The 23885-nt window shown below is 61.8% G+C and carries 20 protein-coding genes and 5 pseudogenes; 14 read left to right on the forward strand and 11 right to left on the reverse strand.

Annotated features, from left to right (window positions below):
* Positions 1 to 66: 66 nt before the first annotated feature.
* From ACFPTO_RS24945 to ACFPTO_RS24965, 5 genes and pseudogenes are all read right to left on the reverse strand, one after another.
* A pseudogene (locus ACFPTO_RS24945) lies at positions 67 to 529 on the reverse strand (IS6 family transposase); the annotation flags it as partial.
* Positions 530 to 597: 68 nt separating this feature from the next.
* Positions 598 to 1626 carry a VTT domain-containing protein gene (locus ACFPTO_RS24950; protein WP_377715746.1) on the reverse strand — a complete coding sequence of 343 codons (1029 nt, stop codon included), beginning with the start codon at positions 1624 to 1626 and terminating at the stop codon, positions 598 to 600.
* Positions 1627 to 1731: 105 nt separating this feature from the next.
* Positions 1732 to 3735, reverse strand: a complete 2004-nt coding sequence (locus ACFPTO_RS24955) for a VTT domain-containing protein (RefSeq protein ID WP_377715748.1) — start codon at positions 3733 to 3735, stop codon at positions 1732 to 1734.
* Positions 3736 to 4171: 436 nt separating this feature from the next.
* Positions 4172 to 4453: a helix-turn-helix domain-containing protein gene (locus tag ACFPTO_RS24960; protein ID WP_377715750.1), complete on the reverse strand. Its 282-nt coding sequence runs from the start codon at positions 4451 to 4453 to the stop codon at positions 4172 to 4174.
* Between the two features lie 266 nt (positions 4454 to 4719).
* Positions 4720 to 6114, reverse strand: a complete 1395-nt coding sequence (locus ACFPTO_RS24965) for an aminotransferase-like domain-containing protein (protein WP_377715751.1) — start codon at positions 6112 to 6114, stop codon at positions 4720 to 4722.
* A gap of 169 nt (positions 6115 to 6283) precedes the next feature.
* Here ACFPTO_RS24965 and cyoA point away from each other — a divergent pair, with 169 nt between their 5' ends.
* The 4 genes from cyoA to cyoD are packed head-to-tail and all read left to right on the forward strand — an operon-like array spanning position 6284 to position 10269.
* Positions 6284 to 7297: a ubiquinol oxidase subunit II gene (gene cyoA / locus ACFPTO_RS24970; RefSeq protein ID WP_377715752.1), complete on the forward strand. Its 1014-nt coding sequence runs from the start codon at positions 6284 to 6286 to the stop codon at positions 7295 to 7297.
* Positions 7298 to 7303: 6 nt separating this feature from the next.
* Positions 7304 to 9289, forward strand: a complete 1986-nt coding sequence (gene cyoB / locus ACFPTO_RS24975; RefSeq protein ID WP_377715753.1) for a cytochrome o ubiquinol oxidase subunit I — start codon at positions 7304 to 7306, stop codon at positions 9287 to 9289.
* Between the two features lie 3 nt (positions 9290 to 9292).
* Positions 9293 to 9898, forward strand: coding sequence for a cytochrome o ubiquinol oxidase subunit III (cyoC, locus tag ACFPTO_RS24980; protein ID WP_377715754.1), 606 nt, complete (start codon positions 9293 to 9295; stop codon positions 9896 to 9898).
* The gene (cyoD, locus tag ACFPTO_RS24985) at positions 9895 to 10269 is read left to right on the forward strand and encodes a cytochrome o ubiquinol oxidase subunit IV (protein WP_377715755.1); all 375 of its coding nucleotides are present in this window, start codon (positions 9895 to 9897) and stop codon (positions 10267 to 10269) included. The genes cyoC and cyoD overlap by 4 nt, the downstream gene beginning before the upstream one ends.
* 264 nt (positions 10270 to 10533) lie before the next feature.
* Here the strand turns inward: cyoD and ACFPTO_RS24990 are convergent.
* Positions 10534 to 10749, reverse strand: a pseudogene (locus ACFPTO_RS24990) (transposase); the annotation flags it as partial.
* 33 nt (positions 10750 to 10782) lie between these two features.
* Between ACFPTO_RS24990 and tnpB the strand changes: the two are divergent.
* Positions 10783 to 11016 (forward strand): IS66 family insertion sequence element accessory protein TnpB, encoded by a 234-nt coding sequence (gene tnpB / locus ACFPTO_RS24995; RefSeq protein ID WP_465262965.1) that lies wholly within the window; start codon positions 10783 to 10785, stop codon positions 11014 to 11016.
* Positions 11009 to 11656, forward strand: a pseudogene (locus tag ACFPTO_RS25000) (IS3 family transposase); the annotation flags it as partial. The gene tnpB and the pseudogene ACFPTO_RS25000, both read left to right, overlap by 8 nt.
* Before the next feature lie 288 nt (positions 11657 to 11944).
* Here the strand turns inward: ACFPTO_RS25000 and ACFPTO_RS25005 are convergent.
* Both ACFPTO_RS25005 and ACFPTO_RS25010 read right to left on the reverse strand, forming a co-directional pair.
* On the reverse strand, positions 11945 to 12541 hold the full coding sequence (locus ACFPTO_RS25005; RefSeq protein WP_377715759.1) for a DUF1571 domain-containing protein: 597 nt from the start codon (positions 12539 to 12541) through the stop codon (positions 11945 to 11947).
* A 23-nt stretch (positions 12542 to 12564) separates the two neighbouring features.
* On the reverse strand, positions 12565 to 13170 hold the full coding sequence (locus ACFPTO_RS25010; protein WP_377715761.1) for a short chain dehydrogenase: 606 nt from the start codon (positions 13168 to 13170) through the stop codon (positions 12565 to 12567).
* A 145-nt stretch (positions 13171 to 13315) separates the two neighbouring features.
* Between ACFPTO_RS25010 and ACFPTO_RS25015 the strand changes: the two genes are divergently transcribed.
* From ACFPTO_RS25015 to ACFPTO_RS25035, 5 genes and pseudogenes are all read left to right on the forward strand, one after another.
* The gene (locus tag ACFPTO_RS25015; RefSeq protein ID WP_377715763.1) at positions 13316 to 13795 is read left to right on the forward strand and encodes an SRPBCC family protein; all 480 of its coding nucleotides are present in this window, start codon (positions 13316 to 13318) and stop codon (positions 13793 to 13795) included.
* A gap of 386 nt (positions 13796 to 14181) precedes the next feature.
* Positions 14182 to 14304, forward strand: a pseudogene (locus ACFPTO_RS25020) (ferritin-like domain-containing protein); the annotation flags it as partial.
* 184 nt (positions 14305 to 14488) lie between these two features.
* Complete coding sequence (locus ACFPTO_RS25025) at positions 14489 to 15175, forward strand: ABC transporter ATP-binding protein (RefSeq protein ID WP_377715776.1); 687 nt, start codon at positions 14489 to 14491, stop codon at positions 15173 to 15175.
* Between the two features lie 81 nt (positions 15176 to 15256).
* Complete coding sequence (locus ACFPTO_RS25030; RefSeq protein WP_377715765.1) at positions 15257 to 17806, forward strand: FtsX-like permease family protein; 2550 nt, start codon at positions 15257 to 15259, stop codon at positions 17804 to 17806.
* A gap of 4 nt (positions 17807 to 17810) precedes the next feature.
* On the forward strand, positions 17811 to 18989 hold the full coding sequence (locus ACFPTO_RS25035; protein WP_377715767.1) for a lipocalin-like domain-containing protein: 1179 nt from the start codon (positions 17811 to 17813) through the stop codon (positions 18987 to 18989).
* 35 nt (positions 18990 to 19024) lie between these two features.
* Here the strand turns inward: ACFPTO_RS25035 and ACFPTO_RS25040 are convergent.
* Positions 19025 to 19141, reverse strand: a pseudogene (locus tag ACFPTO_RS25040) (GNAT family N-acetyltransferase); the annotation flags it as partial.
* 179 nt (positions 19142 to 19320) lie between these two features.
* Here ACFPTO_RS25040 and ACFPTO_RS25045 point away from each other — a divergent pair.
* Both ACFPTO_RS25045 and ACFPTO_RS25050 read left to right on the forward strand, forming a co-directional pair.
* Positions 19321 to 20403: a type IV toxin-antitoxin system AbiEi family antitoxin gene (locus ACFPTO_RS25045; protein ID WP_377715769.1), complete on the forward strand. Its 1083-nt coding sequence runs from the start codon at positions 19321 to 19323 to the stop codon at positions 20401 to 20403.
* Complete coding sequence (locus tag ACFPTO_RS25050; protein ID WP_377715771.1) at positions 20400 to 20870, forward strand: hypothetical protein; 471 nt, start codon at positions 20400 to 20402, stop codon at positions 20868 to 20870. The genes ACFPTO_RS25045 and ACFPTO_RS25050 overlap by 4 nt, the downstream gene beginning before the upstream one ends.
* 708 nt (positions 20871 to 21578) lie before the next feature.
* Here the strand turns inward: ACFPTO_RS25050 and ACFPTO_RS25055 are convergent.
* Positions 21579 to 22088 (reverse strand): hypothetical protein, encoded by a 510-nt coding sequence (locus ACFPTO_RS25055; protein ID WP_377715772.1) that lies wholly within the window; start codon positions 22086 to 22088, stop codon positions 21579 to 21581.
* Between the two features lie 440 nt (positions 22089 to 22528).
* Between ACFPTO_RS25055 and ACFPTO_RS25060 the strand changes: the two genes are divergently transcribed.
* Positions 22529 to 23227 carry an IS6 family transposase gene (locus ACFPTO_RS25060; RefSeq protein WP_377715778.1) on the forward strand — a complete coding sequence of 233 codons (699 nt, stop codon included), beginning with the start codon at positions 22529 to 22531 and terminating at the stop codon, positions 23225 to 23227.
* Between the two features lie 242 nt (positions 23228 to 23469).
* Here ACFPTO_RS25060 and ACFPTO_RS25065 read toward each other — a convergent pair.
* On the reverse strand, positions 23470 to 23885 hold a 416-nt coding region (locus ACFPTO_RS25065), incomplete at its 5' end, for an IS630 family transposase (protein WP_377715774.1).

Consider the following 23885-nt stretch of genomic DNA (forward strand, 5'->3'; position numbering starts at 1 on the left):
GAGGCGAGAGTCTCACGTACGGTTCTGCGAGAGACTCGGGATGAAATTCCCCGGGTCTACTCACCCGTGAGCGAGTTCGGGAATCTCGGCCTTCGCTGCCGCGTAACTGCGCAGCCGGTCAGTAACGATCACGCGTGGCACCGGGTTCGAACGCAGCATCCGCCGGAAGAAGCGCTTTGCCGCAGGCTTGTCGCGCCGCTTTTGCACCAGCACATCCAGTTCGGCACCATGCTCATCTACCGCACGCCATAACAGATACGCCTCGCCGCGCATCGTGACGAACATCTCATCAAGATGCCAGGTGCCACCCGGATTTCGCCGCGCCGCTTTGGCGCACCGTGCAAAGACAGCGCCGAAATTGTCGCACCAGCAACGGATCGTTTCGTATGTGACTACGACACCGCGCTCGAGCAACAACTCCTCAATGTCGCGCAGGCTCAGGCTGAACCGGAAATACCAGCGAACAGCACAGCTGATGACGACAGCGGGGAACCGGTGGCCGGTGATAAATGGATTTCGTCTTCTTCATTGCATCATTTTACCGCCGCCTGTCCACTAACCTGACAGTGCCCCCAGCAGCCTTGTCGCGATGCGCGCTCACTTTGGGGCAATCGCCCGTAACGTTACAGCACCACTCTCATCTGTGGTCGCCGCCAGGTCGCCATCTGGGCCTTCATCGACTTCGACCTGCGAGGGCAGGGGCTCGACCGGATAACCGTGGTGCTCCCATGCATCGAGCCCTCCCTTCAATGCACATATGCGTTTGAATCCCTTTCTGTGCATCTGCCGCGTAATCTGTTTGGCGGTCGCTTCATTGGGGCAAACGCAGTAAACGACGATGTCGTGCTCGAGCAGCGCTGCGTCGACCTTTTCCGGCGAGCTCAGGTCGAGAAGCAAGGCACCCGGTATCCGATGCGGCTCTGCCTGCCTGACTGCCGCCGGGCGCGCATCCAGGATAACCGGTGGCCGGTCGTTTCGCATCATCGCATCAAGCTGAACGGGTGAAATCCGGATGTGCGCAAGCCATCTCCGAAATCGCAAACGCTGAATCCATCTGTAGCAGAAGTACAGGACCGATACCAATGCGAGCATGTCAAGTACAGTCGCGCCATGTGCACTCACGACAGCCATGAGATGGGTCAACTGATTTCCGAAGAGCGTACCCCCAAGCAACCAGAAACCCGACCACGCCAACGCCCCTGTAAGGTCCCATGCCAGGAAAATTTTCTTGTCGATAAGGGTCGTGCCCAGAAGCGGTGGCGCAATGAGTCCAAGGCCGGGAACAAACTTCGAGACCGACAGAATTGGTGCACCGAACCGTTCAAAGCACTCGCGCGTTTTCTTTATGCTCGTGTCCAGCGAGAGCGATATCCGCACGAGCGCGTTTAGTACACGACGCCCGTAGAGCCGTCCTATTGTGAACCAAATACAGTCGGCCAAAACCACGGCAAGCACCGCGCCAGCGAGTACGTACCAGAATGAAACCAGCCCCGACGAAACCGCAGCGCCTGCGAGAAGTAGCATGGGCGCAGCCGGCATCGGGACGCCAAGCTGGGTAGCCAGCACGCTTGCGAACACAGCCCAGGCGCCCCACGTGGTAATTAACGCTGGTGAAACTTCGGGCACGACCCTGCTCCCTGTTGTTTAATGTAAAACGGCACTCACCAGGTGAGGCAGCCGAATGACGAGCTTTACGACACCTGTGAGAATGCCTTCGCGAAGTAACCCGGCTTATCTGCCCATAGCGGTCAATAAGGTCAGCGGAGTGCCGCGGCATTCCACTGTGGAAATTGCGGAGGTGGCTGGCACGGCAAGCAACTGGGTCGATGGGTACCCTTGGGGCGCGTCACCACGCAGGACATTGAACGGCCATGCTGGCGTGCTCATGTGCTCATGCGCAAGCGACCCGATCCAGACTCGTGTTGCTGCTTTACCACTAACATCCACGATTGCACGGCCACTGTCCCAGAACCTAAGCACGTACCGGTCTTCGGGTGTTTCGCCGGTCCGGATAAACATCATGGTCGACGGCACCCCATTGTTCAGCCGTGGTAATACGGGTAATTCCATGGCGCCCGCGTGCGGCACGGCCAGCGACAGCACGCTATGAATATCGAGCCCCGGACTCTCCATCCACCCCGTCGCGTGAAGTTGCCGGCGGATGTCCTCGCGCCCGGCAGCCCATTGAATGGAAAACGCCTCTGACCGCTCTCCGACCATATCTGCGCGGTAGCAGGGTAGCTCGCTCCAGAGCGACTTCGCCCATTGGTCTTCCGTGCCGAGCACTTGCATAGACGTTTGTGACCGCTCATCGAATTGGCGAGGCGAGTTCGTATCGTGCTGCAAACCTGAACTGCAACCCGCGACCAGCAGAAAAATAGCCGACAAGTAACCGCGCGCGGACACGTGCGGTCGATGCCAGACAGCGATAAGCCCAACGATGGCCACCCATACCAACGCCAGCGCCGCGCTCGCAACGACATCTGACAGCCATAATCGTCCGAAGTAGAGCTCAGAGAGTGCAGTACCGGAAATAACGACCGCGCATGTCATGGCGGCAAGAAAGCCGATGAGGGCTCCTTCCCTGCGCATGATGGAAAATCCGATGAACCCATAAACCACGACCGATGCCGCCACATGATTGCAGGCAGACCTGTACGCATCTGTGGGCAGCGAGCCGGGCGGCACACGGTCAATGATGCACTGAATAGCCAGAAGTACGACTCCGGAAAAGACGACAGCGCCCAGCCAGGAAATCAGGGCGCACCAGCGGCGCTCCAGTGCCATCCAGCACGAGGCAGTCGCCACCAATGCCAGGAGAGTCGGTATGCTCGACAGCAGAGAAAGCCGGGACAACACGGAGTCGCTCCACGGATTACGGACCGACTGCATGAACTGGAACACCGAAACGTCAAGCTGCAGGAAGGGCGCCGCACCGATGACGTCTCGAAGAATCCTGAAAAATACGCCGGTGCAAAGGACAACGACTGCGGAGGCACTCACCGTAATCACGAGCACGGTCCGGTCAAGACTCAACAACCGGAGAATCACGGAACTGGTTCGCCCCGTGTGATTTGTGGCCCAATCCGACAGTCTGACCTGGAGCGCCGATGCCAGGTTACTGGCTCGTCGCGCCAGAAAGCGCGCGACCCGCAATGTCATCCATACAAGACCGACCAGAACGGCCAGGAGGACAACGAGGCGAAAGGACACCGCTCCGGCTAACTGAACTGATGCGCCGAACACGATACCCGGCAAGATATGTGCTGGTGCCCATACCAGGGCTGACGCAACATTGATTGCGTAAAAGCGCGCAGGCCGCATCTCGAACATTCCAGCCACGACAGGTATGACGGCGCGTACCGGGCCGATGAATCGCGCGAATACGATGCTTTTTGCACCGTGCTTGATAAAGAAGGCGTGCCCCTTCTCAAGCATTTTCGGATGCGTGCGAAATGGCCACATCTGGCTAATCGTTTCCTTGAAGCGGCTTCCGAGCCAGTCGCTCAACGCGTCACCCGCGACAGCGCCGACCAGCGCGCATCCAAGACTCCAGCCAAGATTCAGGGACCCTGTTCCGACAAGCGCACCGCCCAGAAACATCACCGTGCTGCCGGGGATGAATGTCCCGATTACGGCCACAGCCTCGAGAAAAGCCGCCAGAAAAATCACGACTAGCGTCCAGGCGGGATGGCCTGCGAGCAAATGCATCAAATGAGCGTACGCATGCTCCATGCCGTCTCCAGAGACTGCCCGCGACGCGCAGGCTGGTGCGCCCCAAAAGACCATGCTCGGGACCGCCAGCTCTCATCGGGACAAATCGACGGGGCCTGCGGCCGACAATAAAAGGGACTTCGTGGGAATGCGCGGTGGTGGTGGCGCGGTGTCTGTCAGCGCTGCCGCCAGAATCACCGGATGTTGATGCCGTGGTCACGGACTTGAAGGAAAACGAATATAGATGTCCCGGCGCGTGGCTTCAACGCCTCATCGGCGAAAGAGTATTACGAATATTGAAAAAGTACCGACCGTCGACACTTCTTAACGGAACGCTGCTTCGCGGGCGACGCTCGCGTCAGACCTCAGAAAAAGGAGCCCAGTCGCTTCATTGACTTGCGGAATTTTTGCTCGGACTGCGTCCTGCCTGCGCGCACGTCTTCTTGTTGCTTCTTAGCTAGACGGCCAGCGCTCCCACAGTCCGCCCGGTACACAGCCAGAAGGCATCGACATCGAGAAAGGCGGCTATCCGAGGGAATACATTCACCGGCGGCACCGTGATACCACGGCGCCAGAATTGCACGTCATGCAGGCCTACGTTGAGCCGCCGGGCGAGGCGGGCGGTACTGATGCCGGCCCGATTCAGGGCGGTGTCTAGGCGTGCGGCAAGGGCGCGTCGGCGTCTGCTGTCCTCACCGCTACGCTCCAGACGCTCGATGGCTTGGGCGCGTTGGTTCATCGCGATCGACTTCTCTTCCGGATGCGTTGATGGTTGTCGTCGGCTGGTGAGCCCGACAAGGTCTATTATTCGGACAAGCGGCACGTTTCGCGGTGGTACGTGTTGGAGCCAGCCTGGAACCTTTTAGTACCGGCACACCGCGTGGGCTGATGCCCGCAGCAGCACACCGGTGCCATTGATTGCGTCATTTCATTCGCGCGCCGTCTTGCGCCACCAGTACATCAGCGTGGCAAAGCCATTCGCGCCTCTGGATGCCGCTTCCGCGACTATACGATCACCTGCGCGTGCGCCGAACGATCATTTGCGAGCAATTCGGAGATCTGCCGCAGCGCGGCCTGAAGGCCTGCGCGTTCGGTCGTCGCACCTAGCGAGATGCGGATCGCGTTGGTCGATTCGGGGCCTTGCGCGAATGCGGTCGAGGGCGCCACCATGATGCCCTCGATGCGCGCCGCCGCCGCGAGATCGCGTGCGTCCCAATAGCTCGGCACTATGTACCAGATGTGGATGCCCGCACCTGCCGGCGAGCCGAGCGTCTGCGCCGCCATCCGCTGTCTCTCGTGCGCCTCCGCGCGCACGCCCTCCAAGATCTGGGCGGCCACGCCGTCGTCGATCCATTGCATTGCGAGCGCGTTCGTAAGCGGCGCCGCCATCAGCGAAAACGAGCGCATCGCGGTCAGCAAGCGCACGCGCGAAGCGGCGTCGGGCATCACAAGAAAGGCCGTGCGCAGCCCAGGCGAGAGCGTTTTCGAGAGCGTCGAGAGATAGGAGACCTGGGCCGGCGCGAGGCACGCGAGCGGCGGCGGTGCGTCGGGTGCGAAGCGCCAGTACGGATCATCCTCGATGATATGCAGGTTGCAGCGCGCCGCCATGCCAAGGATTTCGCGGCGGCGCGCTTCAGGCATGGTCATCGTGGTGGGATTCTGCAGCGTCGGGTTCAGGTACAGCAGGCGCGCCCCATGCAGGCGGCTGGCCGCTTCGAGCGCGTCGGGGCGCATGCCGTCGGCGTCCGTCGCCACAGTTTCGAGGCGGCGGCCCAGTTCTGCGACGGCGTGCGGTAGACCCGGATAGACGAGCGGCTCGCTCAGGACCACCTCGCCCGGTTCAGTGAACGTAAGAATCAGTGCAGCCAGCGCCGCTTGCGCGCCGGGACACACCGCCACGCGTGCGGGATCGACCCTCCCGAGTACCGGTTTCAGCCACTGTGCGCCTGTTTTGCAGTCGGCCACGCTGCCGCCGCCGATGTGATACGTCATCAGCAAGTCGGCGTGGCTGCGCAGCAAGAGGCGCGAGAGGCCCTCGCGCAATAGCGCGTCCGTATCAATACCCACGGGCGGAGGTGGAATGTTCTTGCTCAGATCCACGCGCTGCGAGAGTCTCGCACGCGGTGCCGCAACGAAGGTGCCGAGTGGTCCGCGCGCCTCGATAAGGCCGCGCCGCCGCGCTTCGTTGAAGCCGCGCGTCACAGTGGTCAGGTCGACGCCGAGCAGGGCGGCGAGTGAGCGCTGCGTGGGCACACGCTCGCCTGGCACGAGCACACCGTTGGCCACGCCGCGCTTAATGAATTCGACGAGTTGCCGATAACGCGGCGCGCCACCGGCATCCAGAGCAGAAGCCCACGCCGCCGTGCCGTTGTGCGGATCAATCAGGTTGTTTTGCGTCATTTTGTCGCGGATGTATGCGTCATGTCTTACTTTACCATCCAGACGCGAAGCGCGTAAATGCATACATTCTGTCCATGTATGGTTTTCTGGGTGGCGAAGTTTAGCCGTCGCGAAGGCAATGTGAGCACGTATGGATGGGTTTGCGCGATCGTCAACCATGGAACCCCACATGCGCAATTCCGACTCTCGAAGAGGACCGGCCGTCGAAGCCGGCCCACCATTGCCCCAGTCAACACGTTTCTTTCCACTCTTCCAAAGCAAACTGCGCGCCGCCGCGACGCTCGCCGCCAGCGGCGCACTCGTGCTGCTTGGCGGCTGCAGTTCTGTGCTGCTCAATCCTAAAGGCGACATCGGCTCGCAGGAAAAGCACCTGATTCTGGTCGCGCTCGGCCTGATGCTGCTCGTGGTGATCCCGGTGATTGCACTCACGCTGTGGTTCGCGTGGCGCTACCGGGCATCGAACACGCGCGCGACCTACGCGCCGAAGTGGGCGCACTCCACCGCAATTGAAGTCGTCGTCTGGTCGATTCCCTGCGTGATCGTGCTCACGCTCGGCATGCTGATCTGGCGTACCACGCATTCGCTCGATCCGTATCGCCCGATCGAATCGCAGCAGAAGCCGTTGCGCGTCGATGTGGTGGCGCTCAACTGGAAGTGGCTCTTCATCTATCCGGATTACGGTGTCGCCTCGGTGAACCAGCTGGCGATTCCGGTAGATACGCCCGTATCGTTCCGCTTGACCGCCGAATCGCTGATGAACTCTTTCTTCATTCCGCAACTGGGTAGCCAGGTCTACGCGATGTCGGGCATGCAGACGAAGCTTCATCTGATCGCGAATGAGCCCGGCGTCTACGCGGGTCGTTCGGCGGCGTTCAGCGGCCCGGGCTTCTCCGACATGCATTTCGACACGCTCGCCACCAGCCGGGCCGATTTCGACGCCTGGATTGCACGTGCGAAAGCCTCGCGCGTGCCGCTCACCAACGCGGCCTACGCCCATCTCGCGCAGCCGGGCGAGAAAACCCCGGTAACGCTTTATTCGAGCGTGGCACCGGATCTCTTCGAAAGCGTGGTCAACAAGTACATGCTCGATGTCCATGGCAATCCGATTTGCGGAACCGGCACGGGTGCGCACGTCTTCGATCGTACCGGCGGGTCAACACCCGCCAACCTGGCAGCGGAGTAATCACATATGTTTGGAAAACTTACGCTCGATGCTGTTCCATGGCACGAGCCGATCATCATGGGCACGGGCTCCGTCGTGACGCTCGGCGGCCTTGCCTTGCTCGCCGCCATCACGGTCGTGGGGAAGTGGGGCTATTTGTGGCGCGAATGGATTACCTCGGTAGACCACAAGCGCATTGGCGTGATGTACATCATTCTCGCGATCGTGATGTTGCTGCGCGGTTTCGCCGACGCGATCATGATGCGCGTACAGCAGGCCATCGCGTATAGCGACGCGGCTGGCTACCTGCCGCCGCATCACTATGACCAGATCTTCACGGCGCACGGCGTGATCATGATCTTCTTTGTAGCCACGCCACTCATTCTCGGACTGATGAACGTGGTCGTGCCGCTGCAGATCGGCGCGCGCGACGTCGCGTATCCGTTCGTGAACTCGCTGAGCTTCTGGCTCTCCGTAGTGGGCGCGGTCCTCGTGATGGTGTCGATGTTCGTCGGCGACTTCGCGGCTACCGGCTGGGTCGCGTATCCGCCGCTCTCGGAGCTCGGCTACAGTCCAACAGTCGGTGTCGACTACTACATATGGGCGCTGCAGGTGTCCGGTCTCGGCACCACGCTGTCCGGCATCAACTTCATCGTGACGATCCTGCGCATGCGCGCGCCCGGCATGAATCTCATGAAGATGCCGGTCTTCGTGTGGACGGCATTCGTCACCAACATCCTGATCGTCGCGGTGTTTCCGGTGCTTACCGGCACGCTCGCGCTGCTCACGATGGACCGCTATCTCGACATGCATTTCTTCACGAACGAGCTCGGCGGCAACGCGATGATGTACATCAACTTGATTTGGGTGTGGGGGCACCCTGAGGTTTATATCCTGATCCTGCCTGCGTTCGGCGCGTACTCGGAGATCATCGCGACATTCTCGGGCAAGCCGCTCTTCGGCTATAAGTCGATGGTGTACGCGACGGCCTCGATCGGCATTCTTTCGTTCTTCGTGTGGCTGCATCACTTTTTCACGATGGGCTCGGGCGCGAACGTCAATGCGTTCTTCGGAATCATGACCTCGATCATCTCGATCCCGACCGGCGTGAAGCTCTTCAACTGGCTCTTCACGATGTATCGAGGCCGCATCCGCTATCACAGCGCGACGCTCTGGACCATCGGCTTCATGGTCACGTTCGCCGTGGGCGGCATGACCGGTGTGCTGCTCGCCGTGCCGGGCGCGGACTTCGTTCTGCATAACTCGCTGTTCCTCGTTGCGCACTTCCACAACGTGATCATCGGCGGCGTGGTGTTCGGCTGTCTCGCGGGCATCAGCTTCTGGTTCCCCAAAGTGTTCGGCTTCACGCTGAACGAGTTCTGGGGCAAGGTGTCGTTCTGGTGCTGGCTGATCGGTTACTGGCTCGCCTTCACGCCGCTCTATGTCCTCGGCTTCGAGGGCATGACGCGCCGCATGAATCACTATGCGGTGCCCGAATGGCATCCGTGGCTTGTGGTTGCGCTCGTTGGAGCGGTGATCGTGGGCCTTGGCATCCTCGCCCTGATTGTGCAGATCGTGGTGAGCGTGCGCGATCGCGAAGCCAATCGCGACGTCACCGGCGATCCGTGGGACGGCCGCAGTCTCGAATGGTCCACGTCGTCGCCCGCGCCGTTCTACAACTTCGCAGTGCTGCCGAAGATCACTTCGGTGGAACAGCACTGGGACAACAAGGAAGCGGGCCGCGCCTATGTGCAGCCGCGCACCTATGAGGACATTCACATGCCCCGCAATACGGGCGCCGGCTTCATCATCTCCGCGTTCAGTCTCCTGTTCGGCTTCGCGGCCGTGTGGCACATGTGGCTGTTCGCGGCGGTGGGACTTATCGGCATGATCGCGACGTTCATCGTGCGCTCCTACGATCAAGACGTGGACTACTATGTCCCGGCTGCCGAGGTCGCCCGTATCGAGAACGCGCGCTTCGAACAACTCGCGCAACTGAAGGAGGCGGCTTAAGTCATGGCTCACGCTGCAACACATCACGTCCACGCGCATGGGCATGGCCACGACGACGGCGCCAAAACGACGCTCGGGTTCTGGATCTATCTGATGAGCGATTGCCTCATCTTCGCGACGCTCTTCGCCACTTTCGGCGTGCTCGCGAACGCGACGGCGGGTGGTCCGGGCGCGAGGCAACTGTTCGAACTGCCTTACGTGCTCGGCGAAACGCTGCTGCTTCTCGCGAGCAGCGTCACGTTCGGCATGGCGATGCTGAGCCTCCATGCGAGTCGCCGCGCGCAGGTGATCGTATGGCTCACCTTGACGTTCGTCATTGGCGCGGGCTTCGTCGGCATGGAGGTGAACGAGTTCGCGAAGCTCGTCGCCAACGGCGCGGGCCCGGGCACGAGTGCGTATCTGTCGGCATACTTCACTCTGGTCGGCACACACGGCCTGCACGTCACCGCCGGTCTGCTGTGGATCGCCGTGATGATGCATCAGACCTTCAAGTTCGGCCTGACCGGCGTGATCCGCAGGCGTCTCGCGTGTCTGAGCCTCTTCTGGCACTTCCTGGATCTCGTGTGGATCTGCGTTTTCACCTTTGTCTATCTGCGAGGCATGCTGTGAGCCAATCCCACGCCCCCCACAAGATCGGACACGACGATTCACATGGCAGCTTCCATGGCTACATGATCGGCACGGTCCTCTCGCTCATGCTCACGCTCGCGTCATTCGGCGTGGTCATGGGGCACGTCGTACCACCGGACGCAGGACTCATGCTCATCGTCGTACTATGTGTTGCGCAACTCGTCGTGCAACTCGTGTATTTCCTGCATATCGGGGCATCGCGCAGCCAGCGTGCAAATACCGGCATCTTTCTATGCACGGCCTTCCTGATCATCGTGATCGTCGGGCTTTCGCTGTGGGTCATGCACAATGCGAACGTCAATATGATGCCCACGCATGTGACTATTGAACGCGCGATGGCGCACGATTGATCCCGGAGCACGCTCGCGATGGGCCATAGCCCTGCGCGACCCGACGGAATTCGGGGCGCGCGGGGCTTTTCCATTTGAGGCAGGCAAGCTTTGCCCAGAAAACCCAGGCGGTTCCGCGCGCTGGATTTCGGCTCTGATACGCCGGTTTGACCTTTCCCCTCTGAAGTATCCCACTGTAAAGTTAGTGGCAAGGCCGCAGGAGAAACCTTTGTTGATTTGCACCGAATCCTGCCCCCCCGTGGGTCAGTTTCTAATCGGTGTTGACAGCTGGACGTCGGTTGCGACGGTAAAGCGTTTGTGATCAGCCATTTCCGTGCCCCTGTCCCGGGTCAGCGATTTATATAGCTCGCACGGTAACTTGCTGGCGTGTCAGATCAATGCGTTGACTACGGCCTCGGAATCCTTGCCGGCTACTTTTACCAGCATCACGAATCGGCTTTGACGTTCGACGAGCGTTGCAATCTGGCTGGTAGCGTGACCGACCTGCGCTCAGGCTTCAACAGCCTGGCCGCGATGGTCCAGACCGCGCTGGAGCGCGATCCGTTCAGTGGCCATGTGTTCGTGCTCCGGGGCCGAGGCGGCGATCTGGTCAAGGTGCTGTGGTGGAGCGGTGACTGCATGTGCCTGCTGATGAAACGTCTGGAGCGCGGACGCTTCGTCTGGCCACGCGCCGATGGCGGCGTCGTTTGCCTGAGCCATGCGCAACTGTCGATGCTGCTCGAAGGCATCGACTGGCGACAACCATAAACGAGTTTATCGGCTCTATCGCGAGCAGGGGCTGTCATTGCGGCATAAACGGCCGAGGCGAAACAAGGCAGCGAGGGTGAGGCAGCCCAGGCAGATAGTGACCGAGATTAACGAGATCTGGAGCATGGATTTCGTCGCTGACGCGCTGTTTGACGGCCGGCGTTTGCGCACGCTGACGATTGTCGACAACCATACGCGAGAGTGTCTGGCTATTGACGTCGGCGCCACGCTGAGAGGAGAAGACGTCGTAGCGGCTCTGGACCGCATAGCCGCAAGCAGACCGTTGCCACGCTTTATCAAGACGGACAACGGCAGTGAGTTCATCTCCAAGGTGGTCGACAAGTGGGCGTACGAAAACGGCGTGGAGATTGACTTCTCGCGCCCTGGCACTCCAACCGATAACGCGAAGAATGAATCGTTTAACGGACGTTTCCGCGAGGAATGCCTGAATGCGCATTGGTTCTTGTCGCTCGAGGACGCCATGCGCAAAATCGATGCTTGGCGCGAGTACTATAACGAGGCACGTCCCCACCCTGCATTGCAGTGGATGACACCTGCCGAATTCGCGCACCAGTGCAAGCCCCGGGCCGATTCGGCCCACCCCGAAGAGCCGGAAATTTCCACTTTAGAACGGCCCTGATTCTGGGTCAGCCTCAGTAGCTCAATGGCCGCGCTGAGACAACACTGACCACCTTTGTCAACAATTCCGCATAGCGTGGTTCAGTACGAGCTCACTGGACAGTCATTCCCGGCACAGAGGCTCTGAAGTCACCAATGGCAGTCAACACCGCCGCCTGGATCCCGAGGTTCTGGACGTCGTCCGCGCCGATCTCGACAGCCAGATCTGCAAGCGAGATGAGCAGGGCGAACTTGTAGGTCGCCGTGAAGTCGCCATCCGCAAAAAGTCGCTGAAACTTGACGAGGAACGCTAGCCAAACGGTCTGAGCTGCGACCCTGGCACGTCGATGCGCAGATCCTCCATCAGCACCGTTTCAATCGGCTCACGTGACGCACCCTCGCTCGCAACCTTGACGGGCAGCCCATGGCTCACATCGAACCACAATTCATAGCGGAACACGCCGGTCACTACGTGTCCGGGCCTGCACGTCACGATCACATGCGACGCCCAGTGCATGCCGATCGTTTCAGCGCCGACGACCTGCGTGTCGCCATGCTGTTGGAGCGCACGGACATTGACGAGCAGTGCGCCGATGTCGGACCGGTCGACGCGATGACCCTGCGGGCTCTGGATGATGCGACTGTCGGGGTTCAGCGTGAGGATCGGAAACGTGTCAAAACCGAATGGCCAAAGCTTGACCTTCCCCGTCTCAGGGTTGTAGGTAAGTGTCGCGCCGGCATGCGGACGGATGAAGTCAATCCGAACGAAACCCGGCTTGCGGTAGCCATAGAGTACCTCCACCGGTTCTGCTCCCGCCGATGTCGATTTCAGCGTGACCTGATAGTTTGCGAGCGCATCGAAGCGTGCCTGCGCGTCGGAAACGAAATCCGGGTCCGGAAGCGGCATGTCCGTCATCGCACAGGTTCGCGCTACTGCGGACTCAACGCGGCCGACACCACCTGGCCGGTGATGTCTTCCACCACGCACTTCCGGTACGCCTGCGCGACGACTGCGGCCGGCACCCCTTCATCCGGATCACGTCCCATCGCCTGCAAGGTCTCGGATACCCAGCCGGGGCTCACCGCATTCACGCGGAGTTTGCCCGCAAGCTCGAGCGCCGCGGCGCGCACGAACGCGTCGACGCCGGCATTGACGACGCTCACCGCCGCGCCGCCCGGAATCGGATGCAGCGCGAGCACACCGCTCGTCAGCGTGATGGAGCCGCCCGGCTTGACGGCCTGGGGCGCACAGCGCACCAGGTTGATCTGCCCCATCAACTTGTTGGCCAGGCTGAACGCGAAGTCCTCGTCCGCCAGTACATCGAGCGGCGCGAATTTCGCGGTGCCGGCCACGCAGATCACCGCATCGGGTGCGCCCGCCTGACGGTACATCGCGACGATCGACGCCTTATCGGAAATGTCCACCGTGAGCGCAGGCCCCTTGCGGCTCGCGCCGATTACCTCGTGGTCGCGGGACAGGAGCCGCACGATTTCCGTGCCCAGAAGCCCTGTGGCCCCGATTACCAGTATGCGCATCGCCGCCTCCTATACTCGGACGTGGATGATGGGTGATTCTGGCGCACTGCTCCGCACCACGCAACGCTCGCGCAAATATGCCTTCATGCGCGGAGCTGGCCTGCCTACACGCGTAGCCGTATCGCAAACAAGGAGGAGGAGAACGATGGCGGAATTCCGTTTGACCACCTTGTGGTGCATCGAGGCGCCAGTGCAGCCGGTTTGGGACGCGATCCACGATTCACCTGATTGGCCGAGGTGGTGGAAGAATGTCGAGGCGGTGCGCGAACTGCAGGCGGGCGGGACCGACGGTCTGGGCGCCGTGCATCGTTACACGTGGAAGGGTGTGTTGCCCTATCGTGTGATCATCGACGTGCGCGTCACGCGCGTCGCGCCGCTCGTTGCGCTGGAGGGAGAGGCAAGCGGCGCGCTGGAGGGCGTGGGGCGCTGGTATTTCTCAGCCGACGGCAGCCGCACTGTGGTGCGCTACGACTGGCAAGTCAGGACTGCCAGTGCCTGGATGAACGCGGCCGCGCTCATGCCGCTCGCACGGGTAGCGTTCCGCTGGAATCACGATTCAATCATGCGCGAAGGCGGCCTGGCGCTCGCGCGCCTGCTTGAGGCACGTCTTATCGATATCGAGTAGCGGTCCAGTCGAGCGTTATCGCCCTGCCATGTCGTTGACTGGAATTTCCCGACCGGTCGGCACGGACTGATCGATGGCGGGTACGGCGATGCAGCCATCGTATCGCCTCGAAATCGCGATCAAGGGACTCATTCCGGAGTTCATCGGGGCAGGCGACGTTATCGCGAAGAGCCGTTCTGTGTGCTGCTGGTCGACAGCGTCAGGGCCGCTCGCGGTCGCTGCCCGCAATCGCGTAGTCGCCGGGCGGCCGCGGAGAGCAGGATGAACAGCGGCAAACCGCGATAAGTGCAACAATCGAACTCGTCAGCGCGCTTGCAAGCGCTTTCTGCGAGATGGAGGGGCTATGAACTACCGCCACCGCTCACTTGCCTTGCATTGGAGGCAACATGACTGAGATCGAGAAGGAGCCGGTCGTTGCAGTGCTGAACAAGATCCTCGAATCCGAGCTGGCCGGCGTGATGCGGTACACGCATTATTCGTTCCTGGTGTTCGGATTCGTCCGTATTCCGAGGCGCGCGCGCAGCAGACACCACTTTTCGACAGCTTCCCGCTGGCGCACCAGCACGCGAATGTGCGCCAGATGATGGGCTGCCCGGGCGAAGGCTGACTTACTGAATCGGGCACCGATCATCTGCTGCGCTACTGATTCGGCGGGGCGAATCAGAACGGCCATTGAGGGGTTGACGACCCATGATGCTGACGCTCGCCAACGTATCGAAGCACTACAACGGCACCACGCCGCGCAACGTGCTGCGCGGCGTGAATCTCGAACTGCGGGCAGGTGAACGCGTCGCGATCATGGGCGAATCGGGTGTCGGCAAATCGACGCTGCTCAATCTCGCGGCCGGACTCGACCGGCCGGATGCCGGACAAATCGTCTTCGACGGACAGGATCTCGCCACGCTCGACGACGACGCTGCTACCCTGCAGCGCCGCCAGAAGATGGGTTTCGTGTTCCAGGCATTCCATGTGCTGCCGAACCTCTCCGCCGCGCAGAACATCGCGCTGCCGCTGCTCTTGAACGGCATGCGCGCGAAAGACGTGCCGGTGCGCGTGTCGTTCGTGTTGCTCGCGGTCGGGCTCGGCGGGCGCGAACACGCGTTGCCGCGTGAATTGTCGGGCGGCGAATTGCAGCGCGTAGCGATCGCGCGTGCGCTCGTGCATCAGCCGCGTCTTGTGCTGGCCGACGAGCCCACCGGCAATCTCGATCACGACACGACAATGCGCATCCTCGCGCTGCTGCGCGAGCTGGCGCAAAAGAACGGCGCGGGCGTGCTGCTCGCGACGCACTCGGCGGCAGTGGCGGCTAGCGCCGACCGCGTGCTGCGGCTCACGCCCGACGGGATCGAGCCGTACGCGCCGGGCGCAGGCCGAGTGTAGCCGGCGATGCGCTGGCCCTGCGCCGTGCGGCCATCGCGCGACTGCGCTTCATCGCGGTCATCGCGCCGCCCAGGCAGTTGCATGCCCGCTGGCGGGATCGGCACGGCGCTCATCGCCGGCGAAATGCGCGGGCATCCGCTGCGCACGTTGATCGGCATTCTCGCGATCGCAGCGGGCGTCGCGATGGGCTACGCCGTGCAGTTGATCAATCGCGCGGCGCTCAATGAGCTGTCGGCCACCGTCAACTCGCTGATGGGCAACGCCGATATCGAGCTGCGCGGCCCGCGCGCGGGTTTCGACGAAACCCTGTATCCGCGCATTGCCCGCTTGCCTGATGTCGCGGCGGCAAGCCCGGTGGTCGAGGTCGATGCGCGCGTCGTGGGACGCGACGAGTCATTGAAGCTGCTCGGCGTCGATGTGTTTCGCGCGGGCTACGTCACGCCGAATCTCGTCGGACGCGTGGAGCAAACGGATCGCACGAATGGCACAAAAGGCACCGGCCTCGATCTGCTCGACCCCGATACCGTGTTTCTCTCGCCGGCCGCGCTGACGTGGCTCGCGCTCAAGCCCGGCGACTCGCTGACGGTGCAGGTTGGGCTCGCTTCGGTCGCGCTGCGCGTGGCGGGCGTGCTGCCCGCATCAGGCGATGCGGTGCGCGTTGGCGTAATGGACATCGGCGCCGCGCAATGGCGCTTGCAGCGCCTCGGCACGCTTGAGCGCATCGACGTCAAGCTCAAGCCGGGCGTCGACGCTAAAGTGTTCGCGCGTTCGATCGCGTCGCTCTTGCCTGCGGGCGTTGCCGCCGTCACGCCGGGCGACAACGCACACCGCACGTCAATGCTGTCGCGTGCGTATCGCGCGAATCTAAACGTGCTCGCGCTCGTCGCGCTGTTCACGGGTGCGTTCCTCGTCTTCACGATGCAGGCCCTCGCCGTGCTGCGGCGCCGCGCGCAGTTTGCGCTGCTGCGCGCGATAGGCGTGACGCGGCGTGGTGTGCTGCGGCTCGTCGTCTCGGAGGGCGCAATCCTCGGCGTGCTCGGCGCCGCCGCGGGTCTGGCCATCGGCTTCGCGCTCGCGGCCGCCGTGCTCCGTTATGCGGGCGGCGATCTGGGCGGCGGCTATTTCGAAGGGGTTCAGCCACGCGTGCATTTCGATGCGATGCCCGCGGCGACATTTTTTGCGCTGGGGGTGGCCGCGTCGGTGCTCGGCAGTCTCGCGCCTGCGCTCGAAGCGGCGCTGGCGCGACCCGCGCGGGCGCTGAAAGCGGGCGACGAGGAAGCGCCGGCGGCACGGCTCACCACGAAGCGGACCGTCACGGCGGCGCTACTCGCGATCGGCGCCGGGCTCGTAGCGGCGCTACTGCCGCCCGTGGCCGGGTTGCCGGTGTTCGGCTATCTCGCGATCGCGCTGTTGCTCCTGGGCGGCGTGCTCGCGATGCCGGCCGTCGCGCGCGCCGTGTTCGCCATGCTGCCCCGCTCGAGCCATGTGTTGCCGCAACTCGTGCTGTCGCAACTCGCCAATGCCCCCGGCCGCGCGACGATCGGCCTGGCGGGCATCGTCACGAGCTTCAGCCTGATGACGGCAATGGCGATCATGGTGTCGAGCTTTCGCGTCGCGGTCGACGACTGGCTGCAGCTGTTGCTGCCCGCGCCGCTCTATCTGCGCGCTTCGCCTGGTGGCGACAGCGCATTCCTGTCGCCGGGCGACCAGGCGGCCATTGCCGCCACGCCCGGCGTTGCACGCGCCGAGTTTCTTCGCGCGACGCAAATCTCGCTCGACGCTCGTCTGCCGCCCGTCAGCCTGCTCGCGCGCCCCATCGATCCACGCCATCCCGCCGCGCGCCTGCCGCTGACGACTGCGCCTCTTGTGCCGCAAACTGGCGACCCGCCTCCGGTGTGGATCAGCGAGGCGGTCGCCGATCTGTATGGGATGCGCCCCGGCCAGCGCATCACGCTGCCGCTGGCGGGACAGCGCTTTCCGTTCACGGTGGCCGGCGTTTGGCGCGACTATGCACGCCAGTTCGGCGCCATCGTGATCGACGCGAGCGACTATCGTCGGCTGACTCGCGACACCCGGGTGACCGATGCCGCCTTATGGCTCGCCGCGGGCGTGGCACCGGCGCAGGCGATCGCACGCTTGCGCGCCAGCCTGCCCGGTGGGCAGCATCTCGAGTTCGCGCAGCCTCGCGAGATCCGCGCTGCGAGCCTGCGGATCTTCGACCGCAGCTTCGCCGTGACGTATCTGCTGGAAGCGGTGGCGGTGATCATCGGACTGTTCGGCATCGGCGCGAGCTTCGGCGCGCAAGCGCTCGCCCGCACGCGCGAGTTCGGCATGCTGCGGCACATCGGCGTGATGCGTCGCCAGATCGCGGTCATGCTCGCGATGGAAGGCGCGCTCGTTGCGCTGCTCGGCGTGCTCGCCGGCCTGACGCTGGGCTCGAGTCTCGCGATGGTGCTCGTGCATGTCGTCAACCCTCAATCGTTTCATTGGACGATGAGCGTGCACATGCCGTGGGGGTTGCTGGCCGCTCTGGCGTCGGTGGTCGTCGTTGCCGCTGCGCTCACGGCGCTCTTGAGCTCGCGCGCCGCGATGTCGTTCGATGCGGTGCGCGCCGTGCGCGACGACTGGTGACGCGATGAGACGACGCACGTTCCTGCGCAGTTTCCTGTTATGGCCGCTAGCCGCCCAGGCGCCAAGTGCTGCGTGGGCGCGCGTGCCGGAATTTCCAACGGTGGCGAGCGGACAGCCGCTTGTGTTCCCGCGCGACTATGGCGCGCATTTGAGCTTTCGCAACGAATGGTGGTACGTGACCGGCTGGCTGCAAACGCATGCCAATGCGGCAGCGGATGCCTCGCCGAGTACCGCTGCCGATGCATCACTGGGCTTTGAAGCGACGTTCTTCCGCTCGCGCCCGGCCCTCGACGACGCGAATCCGAGCCGCTTCGCGCCGAATCAATTGCTGCTCGCCAACATGGCGCTGAGCGATCCGCACGTGGGCAGCCTGCAGTACGACCAGCGCGTTGCGCGCCGCGGCTTCGGCCTGGCCGACGCGAGGGAGACGGACACTGCCGTACACATTGACGAGTGGTCGCTCGAGCGCCACGTGGACGGCCGCTACCACCTGAACGTCGCCACGCCCGGCTTTGCATTTGCCTTCACTTTGGAGCCGACGCAGCCGGTGCTCGTGAACGGCGCAAGCGGGTATAGCCGCAAAGGTCCGCTTCCGGACGAGGCCAGCTACTACTACAGCGAGCCGTGGCTGCGCGTCGACGGCGTGCTCAAGCGCAGCGGTCATTTGCCCGGCAGTGGTGAGCGCGTGCGCGGGCAGGCATGGCTCGATCACGAATGGTCGTCGGCGCCGCTCGCGGACGGCGCGGTCGGCTGGGACTGGATCGGCATCGATCTCGATGACGGCGGCGCGCTGATGGCCATTCAGATCCGCGACAAGGCAGGCCGCAAGTTCTGGGCAGGCGGCACGCTGCGCGCCGCCGATGGAAGCACGCATGCGCTATCCCCCGAGAGCGTGAGCTTCACGCCGCTGCGCCGGTGGCGTTCACCGCATACCGGCGCACATTATCCGGTAGCGATGCGCGTCGACGCGCAGGACCTGCATCTGACGCTCGTGCCGCTAATGGACGATCAGGAATTCGATAGCCGCGCGAGCACCGGCGCGGTGTATTGGGAGGGCGCGGTGACGGCGTTTCAGGCTGGTGCGGCAACCGGCAGGCTGGTTTCGGAGAGCACAAGCGCCGCAAAACCGATAGGACGCGGCTATCTTGAGCTCACGGGATATGTTCAGCGGCTTGAGCTTTAGAAGCTGACCGGTAACGCCCAGACCCGTCCGCCCCATCACCCCAGCTCAAACGATGTCACCCCAAACACGCAATCGATCGCAATCGCGGGTGCGTTTTTCGTGTACATCCGCGCGGTTTCGAAGACGCTCGCCGTGCCGTGCCGTTCCGCCAGTCGCGGCGTTCGAGATTGCCGCCTGCGTTAGCGCGAGTTCCACGTCCAGTATGGGGTGCAAGCATCTTTGTTCATAAAATATCGGTGTTCAGCAAATTTGAACAAAACCAGTAGTTGAACGTGGCGCTGCTTTTGTTCAGAATAGTCAGGCGTTCACAATTTTTGAACATGCAAAATATATGAACGAAGACATCCACTACGGCTACCCGGATTTCGACCGTCCGGGCGAAACGTTGCTGCTGCAGCTCGTGACGGCTGCAACGCTGCGCACAAGTGTTCCGTTGCACATGACGGGGTTTCATCCGGCCGGGCAGGATGGCGGGGCGGGTGGCGACGGGACGTGTACGCTGGAAGTGAACGGCACGGCCAGGCAATATACGCTTGCGTCCCGGGGCCGGATCAGAACGCGGGACGAGGTGAAAGCTGTCGCCGCGAAAAGCCGCACGGCGGAGTTTCCGGTTCTACTTGCGACCACCTACCTGACTTCGGCATTGGCGGACGAGTGTGTTGGGCACGACCTGCAGTTCATCGACCTGGCGGGTAACCTGTACGTGCACGCCCCTGGTCAGTACCTGCTCGTGACAGGCCGGTCGCCGAATCCGGAGATCCGGCAGTTGGCTTCGAGAACCGGGCGGCCCGCGATTTCTGCGAACGCCTCTGCGCTCCGGATGATCTTCGTGTTGCTGTCTGCCCCGGAGCTGGTGAACCGCCCATACCGGAACATTGCGGCAGCGGCCGGGGTGGCGCTCGGCGCCGTTGGCGGCGTCTTCGAGGATCTGCGTGAACGGGGCATGCTGACAGGCACCGACGACCGCCGACTGCTCGATCCTGCTTCGCTCAGGGAAGAGTGGGCCATCAATTATCCGCTTCGCCTGCTACCGAAGCTGAGCGTGCAACGTTTCGCAGCCGACGACCCTGCGTGGTGGCAGCATGCTGAATTACCGGCAGGGCAGGCATGGTGGAGCGGGGAAGTCGCAGCTGCGAAACTGACCGGACAGCTTCGGCCGGGTACGCAAACACTCTATGTCGAACCTGCCGCAAGAGCCGCAGTCACGATGGCGCTGGTGAAACGCCACCGTCTGCGTGCCGATCCGGCCGGCACACTGCAGATCATCGATGCCTTCTGGCATCTCGATGAGACCCAAACTCGACATGTGACGGCGCCGCCATTGCTCGTGTACGCAGATCTGCTACGTACGCGGGAACCGCGCAACGTGGAGGCTGCCGTGCTGATTCGCGAAACAATGGAGCAGGGCAGATGACACCGGTCCATCTCAAGACGCCGCTGCCAGAGGGAACGCAGGCTCTGCTCCTCATCATGGATCGCGTGGCCAGGCTGACAGACCTGCGGTACCTGGTTGTCGGAGCGACGGCGCGCGATATCCTGATGTACCACGCTGCCGAGCTCGATGACCGACCACAGCCAGAGCCGTTCGGACTCCTTGCGGTAATTCTGGTAGGTGGTGGGGGTGTCGGCCACACGGGCGAGCCACGCACGCACTGCCGCGAGGTCGTCATCGGCGGCAATCTGGCGGCGCCCGTGGGCGCGGTTCACGCCGTGGCGCCCGTTGAGTTCGTCGGGCAGATCAGGCGCGTCGAGCGGGCGCCACGCGATGGGAATGGTTGCCATGCGGTCGGCCTCCGGTATCACGCGGCCAGTGTCGCTCCGCACCCGCCCCGTATCAACCGCCACGAATCGACATTTGCGCTGGAATGTCAAAAGTTATGAATCTGCGCTTCCAGCCTAGTCTGAGCCCGTAGGTCGCAATGAATGTGTCACGAGTAGCAGCAGAGCCGTGTCGCTGTTGCTTCCATTCCGGGCGATGTGAAAGTGCCACTTCGCCTCAGTCTGGACTGAATCTGCCAACTCGCATCGCCGAGGGTTACGGATCTGGCTGATCCGTGGGGGATCCGCACGAGAGCAGCTACATCGGGAAATGCAGCTCTATCGCCGACACGGATTAGTCATATAGCTGCGTTTGCGGGCAAGTCACCGAATGCACTTCCAGGCGGATGACCGTTCACGAGTGAAGCGACGGGCGCATGTCGACTGTGGATTCAACCGGTCGATGCAACACCTCCGCTGCTCACGCAGGTTCTAGTGTGTTGCATCGACCGGTTGAATCCACAACCCGTTAGCGGCCCAATTATTCCATTCTAAATATCGGCATTTGAACGTGAAACTTGAGAATCGCGGAGTACGATCGGTCTCAGTTTCCGGCACGGACCACTGCGCCGCGATTAGCCATCCGCTTTCAGATTGCGCATGACGTTTGAGTTTCGGGCGGATGCTTCGGCCAGGCGACTCATCGTGGCCGACTACCGCCCGGTGCCGTCGGCCGTAGCCGACCTTGGGCCAACCTTCAGCGTTCCCAAGAGCGGCCGTCCCGAAGACGCAGCGATCTTTCACATAGGCCGGTATTGGGCACGGCCTTTATCAGGGGGCACTCTTCTGTGCCTCTTTCAGACATTCGACGTACGCGATTCTTGTGCTGCGTTGGTCTGCCGCTCGCGGATTCCCGCCAAACAGTGTTTGTAGAAATGGAGCGTAGTTGTGTACGTAACATGCGTCGACACCCTCCTGAGGGGCACCAGTTATCTTTGCGACGCAGGCAACGTGGTTTTGTCGAATCTCTTCGGGGACCGCGTCTTCCCTGACGCTATAGAAGTGGGTGATGAATCGATCGAATTCTTGATTACTCGCCACCTGATCAGCCAGTTGCTCCCGCACCTGGTTCAGAGTCCAGCCGTCCGCCCGCTGTCTCGCCAGACTCTGCTCAATCGTTGACCTCGCGAGACAGCGGGTGATATGCACCCAGAGTGGATCGACGCCGGTCATCCGGCTCAATTCCTCTTCCGTCATATCGGCGTTTTGTGCAAATGCCGGAAGAGTGATCAGGCAGCCGAGGCAAATCGATAGTACGAGGAGCAAATGAGCGTGACGCATGTCTTTGTGTGGCGGGGAAAGAAGTTTGGCCGTGGTTAGTGGGCTATTCGCCAACGCACTGAAGATCGCGATCAGCGCACGGAATATTGGATGACTCTACCAAATGACGTGTCGATGTTTTGCATACTAAATTATCGTCCGCCAGCTAGCCCATTACGCTGCCATCTGCGACGTAGACTTCGCACTCGTCGCCTTGCACCTTCGCGTCAAGCCGCTGTGACAACTCCACATCTTGCGAAGAATCCGGCCGGCGGGGTTCTCGACTACTACATTGCCTTGTTGAAAATCAAACCACGCCATGTTTCCTCTCGCATCGATTCCGGCGTAGGCGGTCCAAACGGCCAATCCGTCGCTGTCTACTCGCAGGACAGCGCCGCCGGCTTTGTCGCAGTAAGCGTCGGATATCATGTGGGCTGACAATACGAAGGATCGGACGCTTGATGACGACAGTGAATCCAAGCTTGGCACGGGTGCTCAAGCGTTTGCACTATCCGCTCGACGTGATTCTGATGTGTGTGCGCTGGTATGTGGCGTATCCGCTGAGCCTTCGACATCTGGAGGAGATGATGGCGGAGCGCGGAATTTCGGTCGACCATTCAACCGTGCACCGCTGGGCCATCAAGGTGTTGCCGGTCCTGGAGAAGGCGTTTCGCCGTCACAAGCGAGCCGTCGGTCGGAGCTGGCGCATGGATGAAACGTATATCAAGGTCCGAGGCCAGTGGAAGTATTTGTACCGCGCAGTCGACAAGGAGGGCAACACGGTGGATTTTCTGCTGCGAGCCCATCGTGACAAGGCCGCAGCGCGGCGCTATTTCGAAAAGTCAATCGACCAAAACGGCGAGCCCGAGACCGTGACGATCGATAAAAGCGGTGCGAACCTCGCCGCGCTGGATGCTCTGAACGCAGAGCGGGAAACACCGATCAAGGTTCGCCAGAACAGGTATCTGAACAACATTGTCGAGCAGGATCATCGGGCCATCAAGCGGCGCACGCGGCCTATGCTCGGCTTCAAGAATTTTAGTTGCGCCCGCATCCGGTTGAGCGGCATCGAACTCATGCACATGATCGCCAAGGGGCAAATGGAATATCGTGGCATCGGATACACTAATGCCGAGCAGTTTTACTCACTGGCAGCATAAGCAATCCTACTTATACTGCAATTTGATCGCCGTCTTGCCCTTATCGCGACAAAACCCCTATGTCTACCTGCAGAAAATGGTGTTTCCACACAGTCTGGACCCGTTAGGGACAGTGGCCGATCTCCAAAGCAGCCGTTCGGACAGGACGTCTCGATTTCGCTCGGTCGGCGGTTACGCTGGCCTGTTATCAATCGACGGCGATCGCGGTGTTTCATACCACGGCGTGCGCCCCGCCCAGAAATCTAGTGTTCCGTTCCGCTGATTCGCGAACAAAGTCTATGTAGCTTTTCGAGGATGGAATCGGCGGAAGCGGTCCACATGAATGGTTTGCAGTTTTCGTTGTAATGAGAAACGAACTGATCGATATGCGTGATCAGTTGTTTGACCGAGCCAAACGAGCCCCTGCGGATGGCCTTGTCGGTGATCAGCGCAAAGAAGCGTTCGACCTGGTTCAGCCACGAACTGTAGGTCGGAATGAAATGCATGTGCCAGCGGGGCTTTGCTGCCAGCCACGCCTTGACCTTGGGATGCTTGTGACTGCCATAGTTGTCCACGATGCAATGCACGTCGAGTTCAGCCGGGACGGCCTTGTCGATTTCGCGCAGAAACGACAGAAACTCCTGATGCCGATGACGCGGCTTGCAGGTGGCGAGCACTG

The sequence above is a fragment of the Paraburkholderia denitrificans genome (assembly GCF_042655705.1).
Classification (GTDB): domain Bacteria; phylum Pseudomonadota; class Gammaproteobacteria; order Burkholderiales; family Burkholderiaceae; genus Paraburkholderia; species Paraburkholderia denitrificans.

Excerpts from the sequence above, each read along its gene's own strand:
- ACFPTO_RS24955 (WP_377715748.1), bottom strand. The coding sequence starts at position 3,735 with ATGGAGCATGCGTACGCTCATTTGATGCATTTGCTCGCAGGCCATCCC.
- ACFPTO_RS24960 (WP_377715750.1), bottom strand. The coding sequence starts at position 4,453 with ATGAACCAACGCGCCCAAGCCATCGAGCGTCTGGAGCGTAGCGGTGAG.
- ACFPTO_RS24965 (WP_377715751.1), bottom strand. The coding sequence starts at position 6,114 with ATGACGCAAAACAACCTGATTGATCCGCACAACGGCACGGCGGCGTGG.
- cyoA (WP_377715752.1), top strand. The coding sequence starts at position 6,284 with ATGCGCAATTCCGACTCTCGAAGAGGACCGGCCGTCGAAGCCGGCCCA.
- cyoB (WP_377715753.1), top strand. The coding sequence starts at position 7,304 with ATGTTTGGAAAACTTACGCTCGATGCTGTTCCATGGCACGAGCCGATC.
- cyoC (WP_377715754.1), top strand. The coding sequence starts at position 9,293 with ATGGCTCACGCTGCAACACATCACGTCCACGCGCATGGGCATGGCCAC.
- tnpB (WP_465262965.1), top strand. The coding sequence starts at position 10,783 with ATGGTCCAGACCGCGCTGGAGCGCGATCCGTTCAGTGGCCATGTGTTC.
- ACFPTO_RS25005 (WP_377715759.1), bottom strand. The coding sequence starts at position 12,541 with ATGCCGCTTCCGGACCCGGATTTCGTTTCCGACGCGCAGGCACGCTTC.
- ACFPTO_RS25010 (WP_377715761.1), bottom strand. The coding sequence starts at position 13,170 with ATGCGCATACTGGTAATCGGGGCCACAGGGCTTCTGGGCACGGAAATC.
- ACFPTO_RS25015 (WP_377715763.1), top strand. The coding sequence starts at position 13,316 with ATGGCGGAATTCCGTTTGACCACCTTGTGGTGCATCGAGGCGCCAGTG.
- ACFPTO_RS25025 (WP_377715776.1), top strand. The coding sequence starts at position 14,489 with ATGCTGACGCTCGCCAACGTATCGAAGCACTACAACGGCACCACGCCG.
- ACFPTO_RS25030 (WP_377715765.1), top strand. The coding sequence starts at position 15,257 with ATGCCCGCTGGCGGGATCGGCACGGCGCTCATCGCCGGCGAAATGCGC.
- ACFPTO_RS25035 (WP_377715767.1), top strand. The coding sequence starts at position 17,811 with ATGAGACGACGCACGTTCCTGCGCAGTTTCCTGTTATGGCCGCTAGCC.
- ACFPTO_RS25045 (WP_377715769.1), top strand. The coding sequence starts at position 19,321 with ATGAACGAAGACATCCACTACGGCTACCCGGATTTCGACCGTCCGGGC.
- ACFPTO_RS25050 (WP_377715771.1), top strand. The coding sequence starts at position 20,400 with ATGACACCGGTCCATCTCAAGACGCCGCTGCCAGAGGGAACGCAGGCT.
- ACFPTO_RS25055 (WP_377715772.1), bottom strand. The coding sequence starts at position 22,088 with ATGCGTCACGCTCATTTGCTCCTCGTACTATCGATTTGCCTCGGCTGC.
- ACFPTO_RS25060 (WP_377715778.1), top strand. The coding sequence starts at position 22,529 with ATGACGACAGTGAATCCAAGCTTGGCACGGGTGCTCAAGCGTTTGCAC.